The organism is Dysgonomonas sp. 37-18, from assembly GCF_001899125.1.
In the GTDB taxonomy this organism is placed as follows: Bacteria; Bacteroidota; Bacteroidia; order Bacteroidales; family Dysgonomonadaceae; genus Dysgonomonas.
The window spans coordinates 280,117-298,294 of record NZ_MKVC01000041.1 but is presented as its reverse complement, the minus strand read 5'-3'; the positions used below and the strand labels follow the sequence as shown (position 1 = coordinate 298,294).

Annotated in this window: 18 protein-coding genes; 2 read left to right on the top strand and 16 right to left on the bottom strand. The window is 37.6% G+C overall.

Translation table 11 applies throughout. The features are described from left to right. Nucleotides 1–140 precede the first annotated feature (140 nt). The 14 genes from BGO84_RS16675 to BGO84_RS16610 form a co-directional block, all read right to left on the bottom strand. On the bottom strand, nt 141–620 hold the full coding sequence (locus tag BGO84_RS16675; RefSeq protein WP_291030887.1) for a YkgJ family cysteine cluster protein: 480 nt from the start codon (nt 618–620) through the stop codon (nt 141–143). After that, complete coding sequence (locus BGO84_RS16670; protein WP_135106888.1) at nt 607–1,671, bottom strand: asparaginase; 1,065 nt, start codon at nt 1,669–1,671, stop codon at nt 607–609. The genes BGO84_RS16675 and BGO84_RS16670 overlap by 14 nt, the downstream gene beginning before the upstream one ends. A 43-nt stretch (nt 1,672–1,714) precedes the next feature. Beyond that, nucleotides 1,715–2,368 carry a TatD family hydrolase gene (locus tag BGO84_RS16665; RefSeq protein ID WP_291030886.1) on the bottom strand — a complete coding sequence of 218 codons (654 nt, stop codon included), beginning with the start codon at nt 2,366–2,368 and terminating at the stop codon, nt 1,715–1,717. A 74-nt stretch (nt 2,369–2,442) separates the two neighbouring features. Then, nucleotides 2,443–3,006, bottom strand: a complete 564-nt coding sequence (gene folE / locus BGO84_RS16660) for a GTP cyclohydrolase I FolE (RefSeq protein WP_135106884.1) — start codon at nt 3,004–3,006, stop codon at nt 2,443–2,445. 15 nt (nt 3,007–3,021) lie between these two features. Further along, the gene (locus tag BGO84_RS16655; RefSeq protein WP_135106883.1) at nt 3,022–3,528 is read right to left on the bottom strand and encodes an SPOR domain-containing protein; all 507 of its coding nucleotides are present in this window, start codon (nt 3,526–3,528) and stop codon (nt 3,022–3,024) included. 79 nt (nt 3,529–3,607) lie between these two features. Next, nucleotides 3,608–4,354 (bottom strand): triose-phosphate isomerase, encoded by a 747-nt coding sequence (gene tpiA / locus BGO84_RS16650; protein ID WP_291030884.1) that lies wholly within the window; start codon nt 4,352–4,354, stop codon nt 3,608–3,610. A 32-nt stretch (nt 4,355–4,386) separates the two neighbouring features. After that, the gene (locus BGO84_RS16645) at nt 4,387–5,730 is read right to left on the bottom strand and encodes a BT_3928 family protein (protein ID WP_291030882.1); all 1,344 of its coding nucleotides are present in this window, start codon (nt 5,728–5,730) and stop codon (nt 4,387–4,389) included. A gap of 8 nt (nt 5,731–5,738) precedes the next feature. Then, nucleotides 5,739–6,287 carry a DUF1599 domain-containing protein gene (locus tag BGO84_RS16640; RefSeq protein ID WP_135106877.1) on the bottom strand — a complete coding sequence of 183 codons (549 nt, stop codon included), beginning with the start codon at nt 6,285–6,287 and terminating at the stop codon, nt 5,739–5,741. A gap of 315 nt (nt 6,288–6,602) precedes the next feature. Then, nucleotides 6,603–8,402: a translational GTPase TypA gene (typA, locus tag BGO84_RS16635; protein ID WP_283685758.1), complete on the bottom strand. Its 1,800-nt coding sequence runs from the start codon at nt 8,400–8,402 to the stop codon at nt 6,603–6,605. 96 nt (nt 8,403–8,498) lie between these two features. Further along, complete coding sequence (lpxA, locus tag BGO84_RS16630) at nt 8,499–9,284, bottom strand: acyl-ACP--UDP-N-acetylglucosamine O-acyltransferase (protein ID WP_291030880.1); 786 nt, start codon at nt 9,282–9,284, stop codon at nt 8,499–8,501. A 10-nt stretch (nt 9,285–9,294) separates the two neighbouring features. Continuing rightward, the gene (locus tag BGO84_RS16625; RefSeq protein WP_135106873.1) at nt 9,295–10,680 is read right to left on the bottom strand and encodes a bifunctional UDP-3-O-[3-hydroxymyristoyl] N-acetylglucosamine deacetylase/3-hydroxyacyl-ACP dehydratase; all 1,386 of its coding nucleotides are present in this window, start codon (nt 10,678–10,680) and stop codon (nt 9,295–9,297) included. Nucleotides 10,681–10,694: 14 nt separating this feature from the next. Further along, nucleotides 10,695–11,735, bottom strand: a complete 1,041-nt coding sequence (lpxD, locus tag BGO84_RS16620; RefSeq protein WP_185146751.1) for a UDP-3-O-(3-hydroxymyristoyl)glucosamine N-acyltransferase — start codon at nt 11,733–11,735, stop codon at nt 10,695–10,697. A 123-nt stretch (nt 11,736–11,858) separates the two neighbouring features. After that, on the bottom strand, nt 11,859–12,329 hold the full coding sequence (locus tag BGO84_RS16615; RefSeq protein ID WP_291030878.1) for a DUF4251 domain-containing protein: 471 nt from the start codon (nt 12,327–12,329) through the stop codon (nt 11,859–11,861). Nucleotides 12,330–12,424: 95 nt separating this feature from the next. After that, nucleotides 12,425–14,248 carry an alkaline phosphatase family protein gene (locus BGO84_RS16610; protein ID WP_291030876.1) on the bottom strand — a complete coding sequence of 608 codons (1,824 nt, stop codon included), beginning with the start codon at nt 14,246–14,248 and terminating at the stop codon, nt 12,425–12,427. Nucleotides 14,249–14,381: 133 nt separating this feature from the next. On the opposite strand from BGO84_RS16610, the gene BGO84_RS16605 reads away from it, so the two are divergent. Continuing rightward, nucleotides 14,382–15,014, top strand: a complete 633-nt coding sequence (locus BGO84_RS16605; protein WP_291030874.1) for a biopolymer transporter ExbD — start codon at nt 14,382–14,384, stop codon at nt 15,012–15,014. 220 nt (nt 15,015–15,234) lie between these two features. Beyond that, entirely contained in the window at nt 15,235–16,050 is an 816-nt protein-coding gene (locus BGO84_RS16600) for a hypothetical protein (protein WP_291030872.1), read from the top strand. Between the two features lies 1 nt (nt 16,051). On the opposite strand, the gene BGO84_RS16595 is transcribed toward BGO84_RS16600, so the two are convergent. Both BGO84_RS16595 and BGO84_RS16590 read right to left on the bottom strand, forming a co-directional pair. Further along, nucleotides 16,052–17,542 (bottom strand): glycosyltransferase family 39 protein, encoded by a 1,491-nt coding sequence (locus BGO84_RS16595; protein WP_291030870.1) that lies wholly within the window; start codon nt 17,540–17,542, stop codon nt 16,052–16,054. 7 nt (nt 17,543–17,549) lie between these two features. Continuing rightward, a complete protein-coding gene (locus tag BGO84_RS16590) occupies nt 17,550–18,113 on the bottom strand; it encodes a hypothetical protein (RefSeq protein WP_291030868.1) in 564 nt (187 codons plus the stop codon). Between the last annotated feature and the right edge of the window lie 65 nt (nt 18,114–18,178).

Sequence of the window (18,178 nt, the reverse complement as noted above, 5' to 3'; positions counted from 1 at the left end):
AACTACAAAAATAATACCTATAGCCCTTATATGCAAACTGTTGTTAAACATATTTTTTTTCAAACCTTTTTTTGAAATTTGAGGGGGAAATGAAGAAGGGACGCGGAAAAGGAACGATTGATTAAATTTAGAAAAGCACATCACTTGTCCATTAATTTACAAAGAACCTCGTATGCAATTGGACAAGTGCTCGTATTTTTAACAGTTAATTTATAAATCTGCTCAAAATTTTTCCGATCCGTATGAGGATATTCCCGGCAAGCTTTCGGTCGAGATTCGTATATCGAACAATAATTATCGTTCATAAGAAAAGGACAAGGCATAGATTTGAATACATAATCGCCATCTTCATCTATCCGCAAATAGGAAGAAACAACTTCCGATGGTTTTATGCGAAGTGCTTTTGCCATCCGCTCAATATCCTTATCGTAGATAGCCGGCCCTAAACTCCGGCAACAATTAGCGCACGTCAGGCAGTCAATATTCTCGGAGACCTCATCGTGCAATTGCTGCACAATGGTATCCATTTTGCCTAGACGCTTTTTATTCTTTTTATAATATTGAAGAAACAGAGGTTTCGCTTTCTCAGCTAATACCTGTAAATTTTCATATTGTTTCATTGTCTCTGTCTTCAGGTCTTGTAATTTCTCCTATTAGAGGCACACGCATTCGTATCTTTATATCTTCTTTATCGTACTTATGCCCGATAAGAAACATCAGCTTAGCTAAAGCGGCTTCGAATGTAGCGTCAAATCCACTGATAACACCTGCACGCAAAAGCTCACGCCCCGTCTCGTAACGTTGCATATTTACAAGTCCAATTTCACATTGGGATATATTGACTATAATAACTCCCCGCTTCACCGTTTCGCGGATAAGATCAAGAAACCAAGGTGAAAGAGGAGCATTCCCCGAACCGTAGGTCTCAAGAATCACAGCTCTTATATTCTTCAATGTCAAGATTGCCTCTACGGTTTGTTTATCAATTCCCGGAAATAATTTTAATGAAGCGATCCTATTATCTAATCGATAATGGAAGATCGTTTTCTTCTCATAGTCGGGTGTATGAATAGCCTTTCTCTCGTACCTTATCTGAATACCAGATTTTCCTAAATTAGGATAATTGTAAGACTTGAATGCATTAAAATTGTCTGCATTCACTTTGGTACTCCTATTCCCTCGAAGCAAATCGTTCTGAAAGAAAACACATACTTCGGGAACAATTGGGTAGCCTAACTGATTCTTATCGGCAGCGATCTCCAGGGCGGTAATCAAATTCTCCTTTGCATCTGTCCTTAATTTACCGATAGGCAGCTGAGCTCCGGTAAGTACTACAGGCTTATGTAAGTTTTCGAGCATAAAGCTGAGAGCCGAGGCCGTATATGCCATCGTATCGGTACCATGCAGCACAACAAATCCATCGTAATTGTCATAATTATCCTCGATGATATGCACCATCTTTTTCCAATGCTCGGGTGTAATCTCCGAAGAATCTATAACAGGATCGAAAACAATATGATCTACATGAAACTTGAAACGCTGAAGTTCAGGTATATGATTGTTCAGATGAGCAAAGTCGAAGGGCTCTAAAGAACCCGTAGCAGGATTTTCGACCATCCCGATTGTACCTCCTGTATAAATTAATAATATGTGAGCATTAACATCAATCATAGTTTACCTGAAAAGAATTAATAACCTAATATACTTTTGTCAATTATTTAAATACTCGACCTACATTATCGGCCACTAAAATAGCAAAATGATTTTTATTTACATCCATTTGACTTGAAATATTTTCACATACCTTACAAATAGACAAATCAGATTCATCTGTTTCGCAAAAAATATCGGTCAACGGAATTTCTTTAAGTGAATCTACATTAAACTTTTCCCCTATCGAAAATTTAAAGCCAACTCGACTCAATTGCTGTGTTTGTTGAGGATTACCTCTATAACCATGAATAATCCAAGGGATGTTACTTCCTTCGTATTCCTTATACAACCGGATTAGCTCGTCCCAGGCTTTTACGCAATGTATAATAAGAGGTTTATTTACATCCATAGCCAATTCGATCTGTTTGCGAAATACATCTATCTGCACAGACATTTCGGCTCCACTTAGTTTATCAAGGCCGGCTTCACCGATGGCTACGACATTGGGCTCGACAATAATTTCTTCTAAAAGGCGGAGTTGCGAATCAGAATCTTCGGCATTCCACGGATGCACTCCACAAGAAAACCAACAATCAGGATGCTGATTTCTTTTCTCATAAAAATCTTCCGGATAGGTACTCAGAATAGACTTCACCTCATACCCTTCGCATGAAGTGTTATCTACTTTATGTGTATGAATATTATATAAATACATAGTCCGAAACGAAAAAACGAGATTATCTTCTGTGCAGAAAAAATCTCGTTATTTTTTATATTGTTATAACATCTCTATCTTATAAGATTAATAAATTCTTCCCGAGTTTTAGCCTGATTAAATACTCCTGTAAAGTCGGAGGTGGTAGTCGTCGAATTCTGTTTCTCCACCCCTCGCATCTGCATACACATATGCTGAGCTTCTATCACGACCATTACCCCCAAAGGATTAAGAGTTTGCTGTATACATTCCTTTATCTGTAAGGTCATACGCTCTTGCACCTGCAAACGACGTGCAAACACATCGACCACACGGGCAATCTTACTCAATCCCGTTATATATCCGTTGGGAATATATGCTACATGAGCTTTACCCCAAAATGGAAGCATGTGATGCTCGCACAAGGAATAAAAATCTATATCTTTTACAATTACCATTTGACGGTAATCTTCTTTAAACAAAGCCTTATTTAAAATAGCTTCGGGGCTTTCACTGTAGCCCTTTGTCAAAAATCGCATAGCCTTGGCAACTCTGTGAGGTGTCATTAGCAGGCCTTCACGCTCCGGATCTTCACCTAACAAAGAAATTATATTCTTATAGTGCTCCTCCAGGAGGTTCATTTTGTTTTCTTCTTGCATTATGAAGATTATATATTATCGTTTAACGACCTCCGACACGACGGTCATCTCTCGTCCGAATGAAGGGAATGTTTTGCGCATATCATGCATCATTTGCTCAGCTTCTTCTTTTGTACGGAAGTTACCTACCCGTAGACGCCAAAATGGAGACTGAAATGAAACCGAAGTTCTCAGCTCGGGATAAGCATTCCTTATCTGTGCCTGCTTCGATTCTGCTTCTCTTTTGGATTGCTGCTGATTATTTCCCATAAAAACTTGAATCTTGTACTCTCTTACTCTGGTTCCGGGAGCTACATTCGCATTCGAAGATGTAGACGGCTCAGGTTCTCCGAGAGAGTCTATAGGCTCGGTACTCCGAACCGCTATTTTACCCTGCAACACATCATCTTGCATCACTTTTACATCCCCTTGCCCCCATTTAGATGAGTTCAGTTCATCAATGATTGTTTTCTGACTGTTTTGTGCAATCGCAGAAGCCGAAAACAATCCTAATAAAAAGAAAATATAAAAACTTTTTTTCATATGTGTGTTATTTAAAAATGTTGCGGATATTCGGTCAGGGTTCATCCGCAACATTATATATAAACTTTAGTCAATCTTCTTAGAATCCTTCAATTACAGGAATAAATTTCTCAACATCGAGAGAAGCTCCACCTATAAGTCCGCCGTCGATATCAGGACATGAGAAAAGTTCTTTTGCATTTCCTCCGTTCGCGCTACCACCATATAGGATTGAAGTGTTATCTGCAACTTCTTTACCATATTTGTCAGCGATTGTTTGACGGATGAAAGCGTGCATTTCCTGAGCCTGAGCAGATGTAGCAGTAAGACCTGTACCAATAGCCCAAACCGGTTCGTAGGCAATAACTATTTTAGAGAAGTCTTCGGCAGAAAGATCAAACAATGCATCTACTGTTTGTCTTTTTACAACATCGAAATGTACATTTGTTTCTCTTTCTTCTTTTGTTTCACCGATGCAGAAAATTGGGCTTAATCCGTTAGCTAAAGCCAATAGTACTTTCTCTTTCAAGATAGCATCTGTTTCTCCGTAATATGTACGACGCTCAGAGTGGCCGAGGATTACATATTTTGCGCCTGTAGAAGCTACCATTGCAGCTGATACTTCGCCTGTATATGCGCCTGAAACTTTATCAGCACAGTTTTGAGCAGCAACACCCAATTTAGTAGATGAAGCTACGCTTGCCAAATGAATGAATGGAGTACCTACAATTACTTCACATTTTAATGTTTTCCCGGCTAATGCAGCTTCTAATTCTTTAGCAAATGCAACACCTTCTTGTAGATTCTTGTTCATTTTCCAGTTTCCTGCAACAATATTCTTTCTCATGATTTTAATATTTGTTTTTATTGATTAATATATTATTCTTTAATTTCTTCTTCATTTTCTTCTTCTGTAATGGCTTCTTTCTTCATCTTTCTGAAAAACAGGAAATCCAATCCTTTCAGAAACAACAATGGTAAAAAGAATGCAACACACACAGCTATCAAGTTCTTTTTGTCTTCGGCCTTCGTATCTATCATCTTCCCATAAGGCAAATTAGTCAAAGGTTTTGTAAGATACTCTTCTGCAGGAACATCTATATCCGCCCATTTGTTGACCACAATACCTTCTTTTAACAGAATAAGCCCGGGATTGGAACGAATTACAGTTTTTAGCATACGTCCGTCAGCTGTGCAGAAATCAAAATTTATCGTATTCTCTTTCGACCATTTCATTATCTCATCTGTAGGCGATGCCGTCACACAAAAGAAATGATAATTATGATCTTTTGCATAGTTCTCAATATCCTCGAATCGGCTGAGATAAGAATCACTCATGTTTATTAGCGAAGGGGTTATCATTAAAAATACATAGTTTGAATCCGACAACACTTCTTGCGTAATATCTAATTGTGTTTCAACCTCTGTCCTATCTGAGTTAAATACGAGTTTATTTATAGAAAAATCATTAATAACAGGCTTTTCTCCTTCTTGTATAACATGATTGTCCATTCGCACAAAAACCCATGTACTATCTTCCCAAGGATAATTATCTTCAGTAAATTCTTTTTCTACTCCGTCCTTCGCATAAACGAGCACAGTCTTTTCTTCTCTACCTTTTCCACTCTCTACACTCATCAGTTTAGGAAGATTTGCTCCTATTTTATAAGGTCGGAAGTCGAACAAAGGATCGTATAAATAATTACGGAATGTGAAAAGACCAATAAAAATAAAGATATACAAGAATGCCAGCCAGTATGTTTTACCTGTAAACCAATTACTGATACGCTCACAATATAAGAATACTAGAACAGAGCATATAAGCAGTACTATATTTTTATAGAATGTCTGCCAATTGGTGATTATCAATGCATCGCCAAAGCATCCGCAATCTTCTACCGGATCTGTTATAGCCAGATAAAGAGTAAGCCCCGTCATAAAGACCATAACCAGCAACATCAGTCGTGAATTCCACTTACGATACAAGCCGAAAAGCATACATGCCCCCATTGCAAATTCCACAACACTTTGCAGACCAGAACCGGTCATAGACAAGAAAGAAAGCGAGGTAAGATTGAATGCAGCAAAGTAATCTTCGATTTTATAAGCCGTACCAAAAGGGTCGACAGCCTTTACAAAGCCGGAGAAAATAAAGGTAACACCCAGTATAATTCTGGATATTTCTACTAAAATCTTTATAATTACATCCTTCTTTTTGCCCATTTATTTAATTATCCCTCTTCAGGAAATTCTAACTTTATCAAACCAAAGAGAGAATAGTTTACCATATCCATATAGTTGGCATCTACTCCTTCCGAAACAATAGTCTTGCCTTTGTTTTCTTCAATCTGCTTTGTCCGATATATCTTTGTAAGAATAAGATCTGTATATGAACTAATCCGCATAGAGCGCCATGCCTCATCATAATCATGATTTTTGGCATACATCAATTCTTTGGTTTCGGTCATATGTTTATCATACAATGCGAGAGCCTGCTCTTCGGTAATATCTATACTATCCGAAAAACCCAATTCCAATTGCATCAAGCCAATGATACCATAATTCACGATTCCGATAAACTCGGGAACAATACCTTCATCAATAAGGCTCACGCCCTTTTCTTCGATACTTCTTATACGTTTTGCTTTTATCAGTATCTGGTCAGTAACCGATTGTGGGCGGAGTATGCGCCATGAAGCACCATAATCTTTCAACTTTTTGGCAAAAAGAGTACGGCATATCGCTATTACATGTTCAAATTGCTGTTTGGTATCGGCCATGTGGATATCTCTATTTTTAAGGAAGCAAAGGTATGAAAAATTGTTTAATCATAAGATTCAGAAGTTGTCAATAATAAGCCGTCTTCACTTTTTATAAGTTTTAATGCTCTAAAGCTTCTATGATAACAAGCTTTAAAAACCCTTTCTTAGTGAAAAGGTGACAAAAGTGACACCTTTTACGCACTTTTTCACTGTCACTTTTCACCCTCCAGCTTACAACAAGAACCCTTCTTTATATAAGATAATTCTAGTATAAAAAACGAAAAGGGGCTATCAGAATAATCTGATAACCCCCAATCTATTATGAACATTTTATCACTTTTTTGCCATTCGCTTACGATCGTTTTCGTCCAGATAGATTTTACGTAAACGTATCGCATGCGGCGTTACCTCTACGTACTCATCCCCTTTTATATATTCCAAGGCATCCTCGAGACTGAAAATAACAGGAGGAGCAAGCTTCACCTTATCATCTGTCCCCGAAGCACGCACATTGGTCAACTTCTTCGATTTTGTAAGATTTACAACCAGATCTCCTTCTTTGCTATGTTCTCCTACAATTTGCCCCATATAGATATCCGTCTGCGGCTCAAGGAAGAATTTACCTCTATCTTGCAGTTTATCAATAGCATATGCATACGCATTACCGGATTCGCTAGCGATAATAGATCCATTCATGCGCTTCTCGATATCTCCCTTCCATGGCTGGAATTCTAAGAATCGGTGTGCAACAACAGCTTCTCCCGCCGAGAGCGTAAGTGCAGCATTGTTTAACCCGATAATACCACGTGAAGGAATATTGAATTCGAGATAGATACGATCTTTCTTGTTACCCATCATCGTCAACTCTCCACGACGACGTGTCACAAGGTCTATAATTTTACTTGAATATTCTTCCGGCAAATTGATAGTCAATTGCTCTACCGGTTCATATTTTTGTCCGTCAATATCTTTTATGATAACCTTTGGCTGACCAACTTGCAGCTCATACCCTTCGCGACGCATAGTCTCGATAAGGATTGACAAGTGCAGAATACCACGTCCATAAACAATCCACGAATCGGAGTTGTCCGTTGTTTCAACACGTAGTGCCAAGTTGCGGTCGAGCTCTCTCATCAAGCGGTCATGAATATGCCTTGATGTCACAAATTTACCATCTTTCCCAAAGAAAGGAGAATCATTGATGGTAAACAACATCGACATAGTAGGTTCATCGATATCGATTGTCGGTAACGCTTCCGGATTTTCCAGGTCGGCAATCGAGTCGCCAATTTCAAAACCTTCGATTCCTATCAGGGCACAAATGTCCCCGCACTGAACTTTCGGTACTTTTATACGTCCCAGTCCTTCAAATATATTTATTTCTTTTATTCTCGTTTTTACAAAACTTCCATCACGCTTGCACAAAGAGACATCCATATTCTCTCTGAGTTCTCCACGATGTACACGCCCGATAGCAATACGTCCTACATATTTAGAATAGTCTAATGATGTAATCAACATTTGCGGTGTTCCTTCCAAATATTCGGGAGCCGGAATATATTTTACAATAGCGTCCAGCAATGGAGTTATATCTTCTGTTGGTTTACTCCAATCATCCGACATCCACGCTTGTTTCGCAGATCCATAGATGGTAGGGAAATCCAACTGTTCCTCGGATGCATCGAGGCTGAACATCAAGTCGAAAACCATCTCGTGCACTTCATCAGGACGACAGTTGGGTTTATCCACTTTATTAATAACCACAATTGGCTTCAATCCCATCTGAATAGCTTTCTGCAACACAAAACGGGTTTGAGGCATCGGGCCTTCAAACGCATCGACCAACAGCAAACAACCATCAGCCATATTCAATACACGTTCAACCTCACCACCAAAGTCGGCGTGTCCGGGTGTATCTATTATATTGATTTTAGTTCCTTTATAATTAATCGAAACATTTTTGGAAAGGATGGTAATCCCTCGCTCACGCTCCAAATCATTATTGTCAAGTATTAATTCGCCTGTAGATTGATTGTCTCTGAACAATTGTCCGGCAAGAAGCATCTTATCAACAAGAGTAGTCTTACCATGATCGACGTGTGCGATAATCGCAATATTTCTAATATTTTGCATATATATAAATTGAGGGTGCAAAGGTACAATATTTTTATAAAAAAATAATCCATTTAGAACATCTAAATGGATCACAATTTATTCTTTTTACAATACTTACCCCAAATAACCTCTGACAATGCCTCGTGGTGAACTTTTAACGAAATCAACAATCAGTCTCATCTCAGGTGTTTCTTCAAATTCACTCTCAATCTTATTGATTGCATCAGAAAAATTGAATCCCGACTGATAGATTACACGGTATATTTCTTGTATTTCATTTATCTTTTCATTGCTATAAGCATGTCTACGCAATCCGACAAGATTTACTCCGGAAAAGCAAACAGGTTCGCGTCCTGCAATAATATACGGAGGAATATCTTTTCCTAGGCGTGTTCCACCCTGTATCATTGCATGTGCCCCGATACGGGTAAATTGATGAACAAGTGTTCCGCCACTCAATATTGCATGGTGCTCTACCTCTACTTCTCCTGCCAACTGAGTAGCATTACCAAGTATGATATTGTCATTCAGCACACAGTCATGTGCAACATGGCTATATGCCATCAGCAAGCAGTTATTACCTACTTTAGTATATCCTTTCGAAGCTGTACCTCTATTTATGGTAACACACTCTCTTATTGTAGTATTATTTCCTACTATTGCAAGGCTTTCCTCTCCTCTGAATTTCAAATCCTGAGGTATTCCGCCTACTACAGCTCCGGGAAATATGCGGCAGTTACTTCCTACTCGGGCTCCATTTCTTACATTAGCACCCGACATAACGATAGTACCATCGCCAACTTCTGTATTTTTGTCAATAAAGGCGAAAGGTTCAATTGTTACATTTTCACCCAATTTAGCTTCCGGGTGTACATAAGCCTGATTCGATATGTTTGACATAATACTTTAATTATTTATTTTTTACAATTTGCGCGGTAAACTCTGCTTCAGAAACCAGCCTGTCACCAATAAAAGTAAACCCTTTCATGTTGGCAATTCCACGACGAATCTCAGACATCATATTCAGTCTGAAAATCAGCGTATCTCCCGGCACTACTTTGGTTCTGAATTTTACGTTATCTATTTTCAAAAAGTAGGTCGAATATCTTTCCGGCTCATCAATCTGAGAAAGAACCAACAATCCTCCCACCTGTGCCATTGCTTCTACCTGCAATACTCCCGGCATAACCGGTTCTTGAGGGAAGTGGCCTTGAAAGTAAGGTTCGTTTGTTGTAATATTTTTTATACCTACAATATGTTTTTGCCCTACCTCAATCACTTTATCGACCATCAAAAACGGATACCTGTGAGGCAACAGCTCCTTAATTCTGTTTATATCAAACACTGCCGGTTTATTAGGCTCATATACAGGCGGCTGAACTTCATTCAGTTTAATCTGTTTGCGAACTAAACGTGCCAGCTTATTATTGATCTTATGTCCCGGACGGGTAGCAATAATTCTACCTCTGATAGGTTTCCCTATCAATGCCATATCTCCTATTATATCCAATAGTTTATGGCGAGCGGGCTCATTCGGGTACATTATTTGCTTGTTATTCAGATATCCAAGCTCTGTAGCATCTTTATATGGTACACCAAGCAAATCAGCTAAACTGTCAAGGTCTTGCTGAGATATCTGACGCTCATAGATAACGATTGCATTATCGAGGTCTCCACCTTTTATCAATCCGGCTTCAAGCAACTTTTGTATTTCACGTACAAAAACAAAAGTTCTCGCGTTGGCTATTTCTTTAGGAAAATCAGCAAGATTTTCGAGAGTAGCCGATTGATTCGGAATATATTTGGATTCGAATTCAATAAACGAATTGATGCAAAAACGATCATCAGGCAATAGAGTTAGTTTAGACCCGGTTTCCTCATCCACGACTTCCATCTTGCTGCGAACAACAAAATAGTCTCTTTCCTCTGTTTGCTCTTCGGTTCCTACTGCAAATATTCCCTGTACATATTGTATCGAACTCCCATCCAATATCGGAAACTCAGGAGCATTCACTTCAATAAGACAGTTATCTATCTTAAGAGCATACAAAGCAGCCATAGCATGCTCTATAGTACTCACCTGCACATTATCCTTTATAAGAACAGTACCACGCTGCGTATTTCCTACATTTTCGGCAACTGCATCAATTATAGGCTGACCTTCCAGGTCTACTCTTTTTATTTTATATCCGTGATTGTCCGGGGCAGGATTAAATGTTATGGTTATAGGTAATCCTGTATGCAGCCCTTTTCCTTGCAATGTAAAACTGCCTTTCAGAGTGTGCTGTTTGCTCATTTTTTTAAAATATATTATTCATGTTTATTTGCTTTCAATGCATCAATCTCCTTTTGCAACTGTGCTAACTGCCTGTACATTTCAGGCAATTTAGGAAATATGATACTTGATCTGAAGAAATCTTTCACTGGTACTGCCGGGGACCCAAGTATTTTTGCATCGGGTTCGATATTGCTTATTATACCAGACTGAGCACCTATATTCGCATTATCACCAATGGTAATATGTCCGCCCAATCCGACCTGTCCGCCAAACATACAGTGTTTGCCGACTTTAGTAGAGCCGGATATGCCGACCTGAGCCGCCATTACTGTATTTTCTCCGACTTCAACATTATGTGCAATCTGAATCAAGTTATCTAACTTAACCCCTTTATGTATAACAGTCGCATCCATCACGGCGCGATCAATTGTTGTATTTGCTCCTATTTCCACATCATCCTCAATGCGTACAATACCCATCTGAGGAATCTTTTTATATATCTCACCTTCGGGTGCAAAACCAAAGCCATCGCTTCCGATAACCGCACCACTGTGTATGATACAATTATTACCGATAATACATCCTTGATATATTTTCACTCCGGGATAGATGATTGTATTATCCCCGATTGTAACATTGTCTCCAATATAAGATTGTGGATATATCTTCGAATTATTGCCCACTACTGCACCTTCTGCAATATATGAGAATGCTCCCACATATACATTTTCACCCAGCTTAGCAGTATCTGCAACAAAAGACATTGCTTCTATTCCTTTCTTCTGAGGTTTCATTTTCTCTACCATATCCAATAATATGGCAAGAGCTGCATAGGCATTAAAACAACGCACCAGCGTTGCCTTTATCGGACGTTCTGCTACAAAATCATTATTCACCAATACGATACTGGCGTCTGTTGTATATATGTAATGGGTATATTTGGGATTTGCTAAAAATGTCAATGTCCCGGGTTTACCGTCTTCTATACGTGAAAAATTATTCACTTCAACTGAAGAATCCCCTTCAATAGTTCCATTTAAGACTGTAGCAATCTGCTTTGCAGTGAAGGATATTTGCATAAAAATAGACTAAAAAATATTTGGCACCCCTTATTAAGGGTGCGAAATAACTAATAATTTTCCAAATATATTACTTTTATGCTAAAAAAACGGCTGATCAAAGCGAAATATTATTAATTATTCTATCTTTCCGTAAAAAGAGATTGGTTGTCTATTATTTTCATTCACTACTAAAGTAGCATATCCGGTGTCTCCGATAGAAAGGCTGAGAGAGTATTTGCGTGGAGTATCTTTTGTGGTTATAGAAACATCCCACATCCCTTTTTTATTCTTTGTAACAGAATATTCAAAATCTTTACTTGTAAATTTTATTCCTCCATCTGTTGGAGAAATGGGAGCAGTATATGCTCTACCGAAATATGGCAAATAAGAATTTATAGTATCCTTTGATACTTTGAGTGAATAAGAATAATCCAGACTTATTGATTTCCCACTCATCGGTAAAGCCGTTTGAGGGACAAAAGTATAATTTGCTGATTCTATTTTTTCTGTCAGTTTAGTAATAACCTCCTGCTTTGTCAGGCTGTCTCCCGCTTTACAACTAAATCCTAGAATAACGATAGCGGTCAGTACAAGTATTGTTCTCATGTTAAAGCCCTCCATTTTATTTTATAATAAATAACGCTTGGATATAAAATATTGTTTAAATATTTCAGTATAAACAAACTAAGAAACAAGAACTCTTATCTATTACCCAAATCAAGATACATCATCTGAAAGAATGATTTGGCTTTTTTCTCCAAATCAGTCACATCGCCTTTATGATGAATAATGCTTTGCTTATCATTATCGTAAGTTACCATTCCGGTAGAGTCTGTCATGCTAAAGCCATTGACATAAGAATAGAATGCAAATTTATTACCTTCGGGGCTTAGGATATTTTTACTGAACTTAAAGTCATGATGCTTTAAGTTTAGCTGAGACAGCAAAGTTGCAGCTATGTCATTTTGCGAAGCATAAGATGAAACTGTTACCGGCTGTTTTATAGCGCCTCCTATCCATATAAGAGGAATACGAAAACGCTCCGGATCACTATTGCTCAAACCTTTGGGATACGACTGCATTGCATGATCGGCGACGAAGAGAATCAAGGTGTTATCCCACTGTTTTGTTTTTTTCAATTGTTCTACGAAATTGCCCAGACATTCATCGGCATAATGTACTGCATCAAGAAATGGTTCTTTGAATCCAGCTCGGGGAACATCGAATGGCTCATGGCTACTAAGAGTAAGCACAACTTTAACGTAAGGTTCACTTTGCTCTTTAGAGAGTAGATCTTCGTGCAGTCTGTTAATCAAAAACTTATCAGGAACACCCCATTTAGTAAGACGCTCGCTCAAAGGGAATTTTTTATCAGAGACAATATCTTTTATCCCACATGCACCCACAAAATAAGAACGCATATTGGCGAAATCAGCATCACCACCATAATAAAAAGAGAGATTATTATAGCCCGCATCTTTCAATGCTTTGGGAATAGTAGCTAACGTTCCTGTCTTTTGCGGATATTTCATTATAGCCACAGTAGGGTGTGCAGGATAACCGCTCAGAATAGAAACAAGTCCCCGGTCGGTACGGAAGCTGTTTGCATAAAAGTTTTTGAAAAACACGCCTTCCTTCGCATAGCGACTCATATTAGGTGCCACCACAGAATCTAAAGCCACATTAGCAGAAAAACTCTCGAGAATAAATAATATGATATTAGGTCTATCTGTTTTCAATAAATTAGGAACACTATCACTTTTAGGCTGAAAATTTAGTTGAGCAAACACCTTTTCAGCCTCTTTTTTATCATAAAATTGATATTGTGAAGCAAAATTATCAGACTTAAAGAACGACGACATCAGGTTGAATTCGGGGTTGATAGCCGCATGATTAAAGAACATATTGTCGCTATAGTACACCTGACCAATATTCATAGTAGATACTGTAACCCCGCCCCTGATAGGAAGAAAGAGTGCTGCCAACAGAACGACGAGCACAATACAAGACTTAGCGATACTTTTGGGAACCGTAAAATTAAGTACTTGCTTTCTTATAATATACATATATCCTAGGTAAGATACTACAAAATATATAGCCATACCCAGTATACCAAATACGAAGTCGAGAATAGAGGCACTTGCAAAAGTTTCTTTTGGCTTTTTTAGATAAAGAAAAACTGTAGAGTCGAAGTGAAATCCCCAATATGGATATACAACCAAGTCTACAACCGTAATTATTGCTATCAACAATAATATAATCCCAAAGTAAATATTGTATGTTCGCGCTATAATTTGAGGTTTGATCCAAATAGAAGCAATAAGGATAAGAACAGGAAGTACTGTGAGGTATCCGCTCATCGACAAATCGAGAGGCAAACCATTATACAGTATATCAAGTATATCTTTTGCCGAAACGCCTCCTCCCAAAGAGGCATGAATAAAAGCAAACAGAATTTTGCCGATAAGGAATAAAAGAACGAAATAGAAAAATACAGTCAAATAGAGGATTATTCTTTGCTTCATTTGGATCTAAAAGATTGGATGAGGCACAAAGATAATTTATCTAAAAAAAAAGTCATAGTAATTTATGGAAATTCAACATCTGTTATCTCTATTAAGTAAAAATAGATGTTTAACCTCTTAAAGAATAAATATTATGGCTAACATAGATACTACAGGTAAGAGCGAAACTAAAAAAGGCAGACCTGAACGCAAGATATTAAGAGTAGACTTTACTCCGATGGTAGACATGAATCTTTTACTGATTACATTCTTCATGTTTTGCACAACATTAAGCATTCCTCAAATAATGGATGTAGCTATGCCAACAGATAAGGGAGAGCAAGCTGTGCCCGACTCAAAATCTGTAACAGTGATATTGGGTGAAAATGATAAGGTTTACTATTATGAAGGCTTAGCAAATTATGAAAATTATACATCATTGAAAGAAACAAACACTCTTGGTTTACGCAATATGTTGCTAACCCGAAACAACGCAAACATGTCTAAGATAAAAGAATTGAGACAAAAACGTTATAAAAAACAAATCACTGAAAAAGAATTTAAAGAGATGTCTAGCAATGTAAAAAAATCAAAGGACGGGCTTATTGTTTTGATAAAGCCAACAGAAAAATCCAATTATAAAAATCTAGTAGACGCTCTCGATGAAATGCAAATATGCGGAGTTGGGAAATACACAATTGTAGATCTTGAAGATGGCGATAAAGTACTGATGGAAAACCTGAAAACAAAGGGTAAATTAACCGCCATGGCCGACAGACCTGAATAATTCTTCCTTACACATATATATATAATATTAGTATGGGGTTGCAGCTATTTACTGCAACCTCTTTTTTAGAAAATAGAGCTTAGAAAAAGAAAAAAGTCCCTGCTAATATTTTTTCAAACTTATTGTTTGTGTTAATATCTTTTGTACCTTTATCTCAAAGAGAGCAACCATTCTCTAATAGCCTTTTGATACCAATAATGAATACAAAAAATAGACTTAGATGAAATATTTGTTTTTTACATTATCTATTATTTTAATCTTCTCATCATGTAGTTCTACATTTTTCTACTCTACCCTAAATACGCCTAACGAGTATGTCGAAAAAGTAGATAATGGAGATTTTCTTTTAGAAACGGATAGTCTGTGGATTGCTTATTGTTTTAAGGGACAGGATGGTCCGGTACAAATCACGGTATTCAATAAATCTGACAAGCCACTATATGTAGACTGGGGCAAATCTGCACTTATCATAGATAATATAGCGACAACATATTCGGGAAAAGAAATTAATTACTCAGGAGATTGGGATAGTACTATCAACAGCAACTCATCTTCATGGGGCAGCTTTAGTGGAGCTGCATCGCTCCCTAAGAATGTAAGTTTTGTTCCTCCACAAACTATGGTAAGTGAAATACCTTTGATCTTAAGCCCAAAGTTTGATCATATAAATAAGAAAAGTTATAAAAATGCAACAATGGGAGGGCAAGGTGATGTAGCTTTAAAAGTTAGAAGGAAAGACTTTGACCAAAGCAATACTCCATTAGCTTTTAAAAGTTATTTGACCATTTATTCGCAACCCGATAAACCGATGGTTTTTGAGCAAGACTTCTATTTGTCGAGCCTGATAAGAACAGAAGCAAAACCATCTGAAATGTTTAATCAATTACTAGACCGTGGAGATCTATTCTATGTAGAAAAACCAGCCAATAATGATGCCTTGTATGCAACATTGGGAATTATAGGCGGAGCCGGACTAATAGTGGTTGGTGTCATGTATGGCGAACCAGAGAAAACAACATACTATGATGACTATTAATCTATCTCAATTTTAGCTTATAAAGATAAGAATCCAGAGCCTGTATGCTATCTGAAAAAATATAGCGTACTGATAGCTGATGTTGATATTTCCTAAAGTCTGCACTAATTTTTTTAGGCTCATGGTGAACCAATATAAAATCGCAAAGAGGTATAGAGTCTATTTTTTGAAAAACAAAAGGGCTGAAATCATTATCAACTGCTGTTTTTAAAATACAAAAATATTGATCGGGAACAATCAATTGTAACCGTGGCATTACGGAGTAAGATGAATCGGATGCGACAAGAATTTGCTTTTCTCCATCATTGGTAGTAAACAGACGAATCTTATGATATAAGGATTCTGTTTCATTGTAATATTTCACTCCTGAATATACCCGAACGCCTCCTACAAAAATCAATAACACAAAAAACACATTCGTCAACCGCCTATAAATCGGATACTCGCATGCCTTGTCAAAAACAAAGGCCAAGTTTAAAACAAAAAGCCCGAAAGAGCATGTCATATAACGGCTCGCCAATATTGGCACATATAATATTGAAATCAGAGCCGCTATCAAAATAGGAAAAAGGAATACCAAAAAAGAAATGATCGCCAGATAAGTCTTTTCATCTCTGTTTTTAATCCCTGAGCGTAACACCTTAAGTGTTATTAGCAGTTGAATACCCATCACAATAATGAGCCCTATCATCATCTGTATTTTAGTAAAATCGGTAAATGGCCTCCAAACTTCTTTAGGAGAATAAAAATAATAGATGTGCAAGAACAGATCGTTTAATGTCAGCGGTTTTATCCAATACTCATTAGCTACATCCGAAAACTGCCATATCAGTTGTAAAAGCCAAGGAATATATAAAGCGGAGAATACTATTCCGCAGTATACCAAGCGTCTCCATTCCTTCTTTTTCTGTACTAAAAATACAAGCAGGAAAATATAAATGCCAACAACACTCAGCAGTCCATAGTTATGCAAATAAGCAGCGCAAAGTCCGGTTATCAGAAACAACCCCCAATTGCGGAAACACCCCTCCAAGTATACTTTATAGCCACAAATAGCACAAGCCAATACAAAAAACATAGTCCATGAGTACATCCGTATATCTGTTGCCAAGTATTGCGTAACGGGGAACATGATGAGAAGGGAGATAAACATAAGTGCTATTCTGTCTCCAAACTGCTTTCTTATAGGAAAGTACCCCAGCAAGAATGTAGCAAATATGCCCAACGCGGAAAAGAGCCTTAATGAAAAGATTGTGTCTCCGAAGATCGAACTGAATGCTTTGAGCCCCCAATAATAGAGGGGTGGATGAACATCTTTTGCGGTAATCTTTACGATATCGGAGTACGACGATTTCACCATAAAAACGGAGTATGCATCATCATAAGGTATAGCCAAGTCGGCAAAGTCTAGGTAAGTAAACAGGCTAATCCCTATCGCAAAAAGCAAGATATAAACAGAAGAAACTTTCCGGTTTTTATTTCTAATTCCCATTACCGTACTACCATTGCAGCGACTCCATGATGCGAACAATATCGTCACGCAAAAAAGCAACGACAGGAGCGATTGAGTCTGATTTTACAGCATCGTCAAAATATAGCGCACCTCTCATAAATTTTGAAGAATTATTGGTCACGTAAAATTGGACAGGAGATGCAACAGAGCCTTTTATATCATATATCAAACCTGATAAATGTTTTAGCGAATCAGAAAATTGAGTTTGTGATATGCTCTCCGCCCTCACCGCATGGCTATAAGCCAATTGATGACTATCGTCAAGCATCTTAGATAATTCTTTATTATTAGTGGGAATATAGGTACAATAAATTTTTGCTTTGTATGTCGGATAATAAATATTGAACCAAACCTCATTTTCAACTTCGGGATTCAAGTATTCTATTTTTGCGAGTGAGGAGTATAGAAAAGAGAAGCCGGAACCTTGTAACCTAACAGTGTCAGCCGCCACCTTTTCTATACGAGCATATCCAATAGGCTTAGGAGTATATTCGCTACAGGAACTTAAAGTAAATACACAAACAAAAAAAAGAATACTTAATATTTTCATCGTAATAATACAAAGAACAGATTAATCAAACAGTGGCTACTATTTTACTTAATCTGTTCAGTTTT

Excerpts from the sequence above, each read along its gene's own strand:
- BGO84_RS16675 (WP_291030887.1), bottom strand. The coding sequence starts at position 620 with ATGAAACAATATGAAAATTTACAGGTATTAGCTGAGAAAGCGAAACCT.
- BGO84_RS16670 (WP_135106888.1), bottom strand. The coding sequence starts at position 1,671 with ATGATTGATGTTAATGCTCACATATTATTAATTTATACAGGAGGTACA.
- BGO84_RS16665 (WP_291030886.1), bottom strand. The coding sequence starts at position 2,368 with ATGTATTTATATAATATTCATACACATAAAGTAGATAACACTTCATGC.
- folE (WP_135106884.1), bottom strand. The coding sequence starts at position 3,006 with ATGCAAGAAGAAAACAAAATGAACCTCCTGGAGGAGCACTATAAGAAT.
- BGO84_RS16655 (WP_135106883.1), bottom strand. The coding sequence starts at position 3,528 with ATGAAAAAAAGTTTTTATATTTTCTTTTTATTAGGATTGTTTTCGGCT.
- tpiA (WP_291030884.1), bottom strand. The coding sequence starts at position 4,354 with ATGAGAAAGAATATTGTTGCAGGAAACTGGAAAATGAACAAGAATCTA.
- BGO84_RS16645 (WP_291030882.1), bottom strand. The coding sequence starts at position 5,730 with ATGGGCAAAAAGAAGGATGTAATTATAAAGATTTTAGTAGAAATATCC.
- BGO84_RS16640 (WP_135106877.1), bottom strand. The coding sequence starts at position 6,287 with ATGGCCGATACCAAACAGCAATTTGAACATGTAATAGCGATATGCCGT.
- typA (WP_283685758.1), bottom strand. The coding sequence starts at position 8,402 with ATGCAAAATATTAGAAATATTGCGATTATCGCACACGTCGATCATGGT.
- lpxA (WP_291030880.1), bottom strand. The coding sequence starts at position 9,284 with ATGTCAAACATATCGAATCAGGCTTATGTACACCCGGAAGCTAAATTG.
- BGO84_RS16625 (WP_135106873.1), bottom strand. The coding sequence starts at position 10,680 with ATGAGCAAACAGCACACTCTGAAAGGCAGTTTTACATTGCAAGGAAAA.
- BGO84_RS16615 (WP_291030878.1), bottom strand. The coding sequence starts at position 12,329 with ATGAGAACAATACTTGTACTGACCGCTATCGTTATTCTAGGATTTAGT.
- BGO84_RS16610 (WP_291030876.1), bottom strand. The coding sequence starts at position 14,248 with ATGAAGCAAAGAATAATCCTCTATTTGACTGTATTTTTCTATTTCGTT.
- BGO84_RS16605 (WP_291030874.1), top strand. The coding sequence starts at position 14,382 with ATGGCTAACATAGATACTACAGGTAAGAGCGAAACTAAAAAAGGCAGA.
- BGO84_RS16600 (WP_291030872.1), top strand. The coding sequence starts at position 15,235 with ATGAAATATTTGTTTTTTACATTATCTATTATTTTAATCTTCTCATCA.
- BGO84_RS16595 (WP_291030870.1), bottom strand. The coding sequence starts at position 17,542 with ATGGGAATTAGAAATAAAAACCGGAAAGTTTCTTCTGTTTATATCTTG.
- BGO84_RS16590 (WP_291030868.1), bottom strand. The coding sequence starts at position 18,113 with ATGAAAATATTAAGTATTCTTTTTTTTGTTTGTGTATTTACTTTAAGT.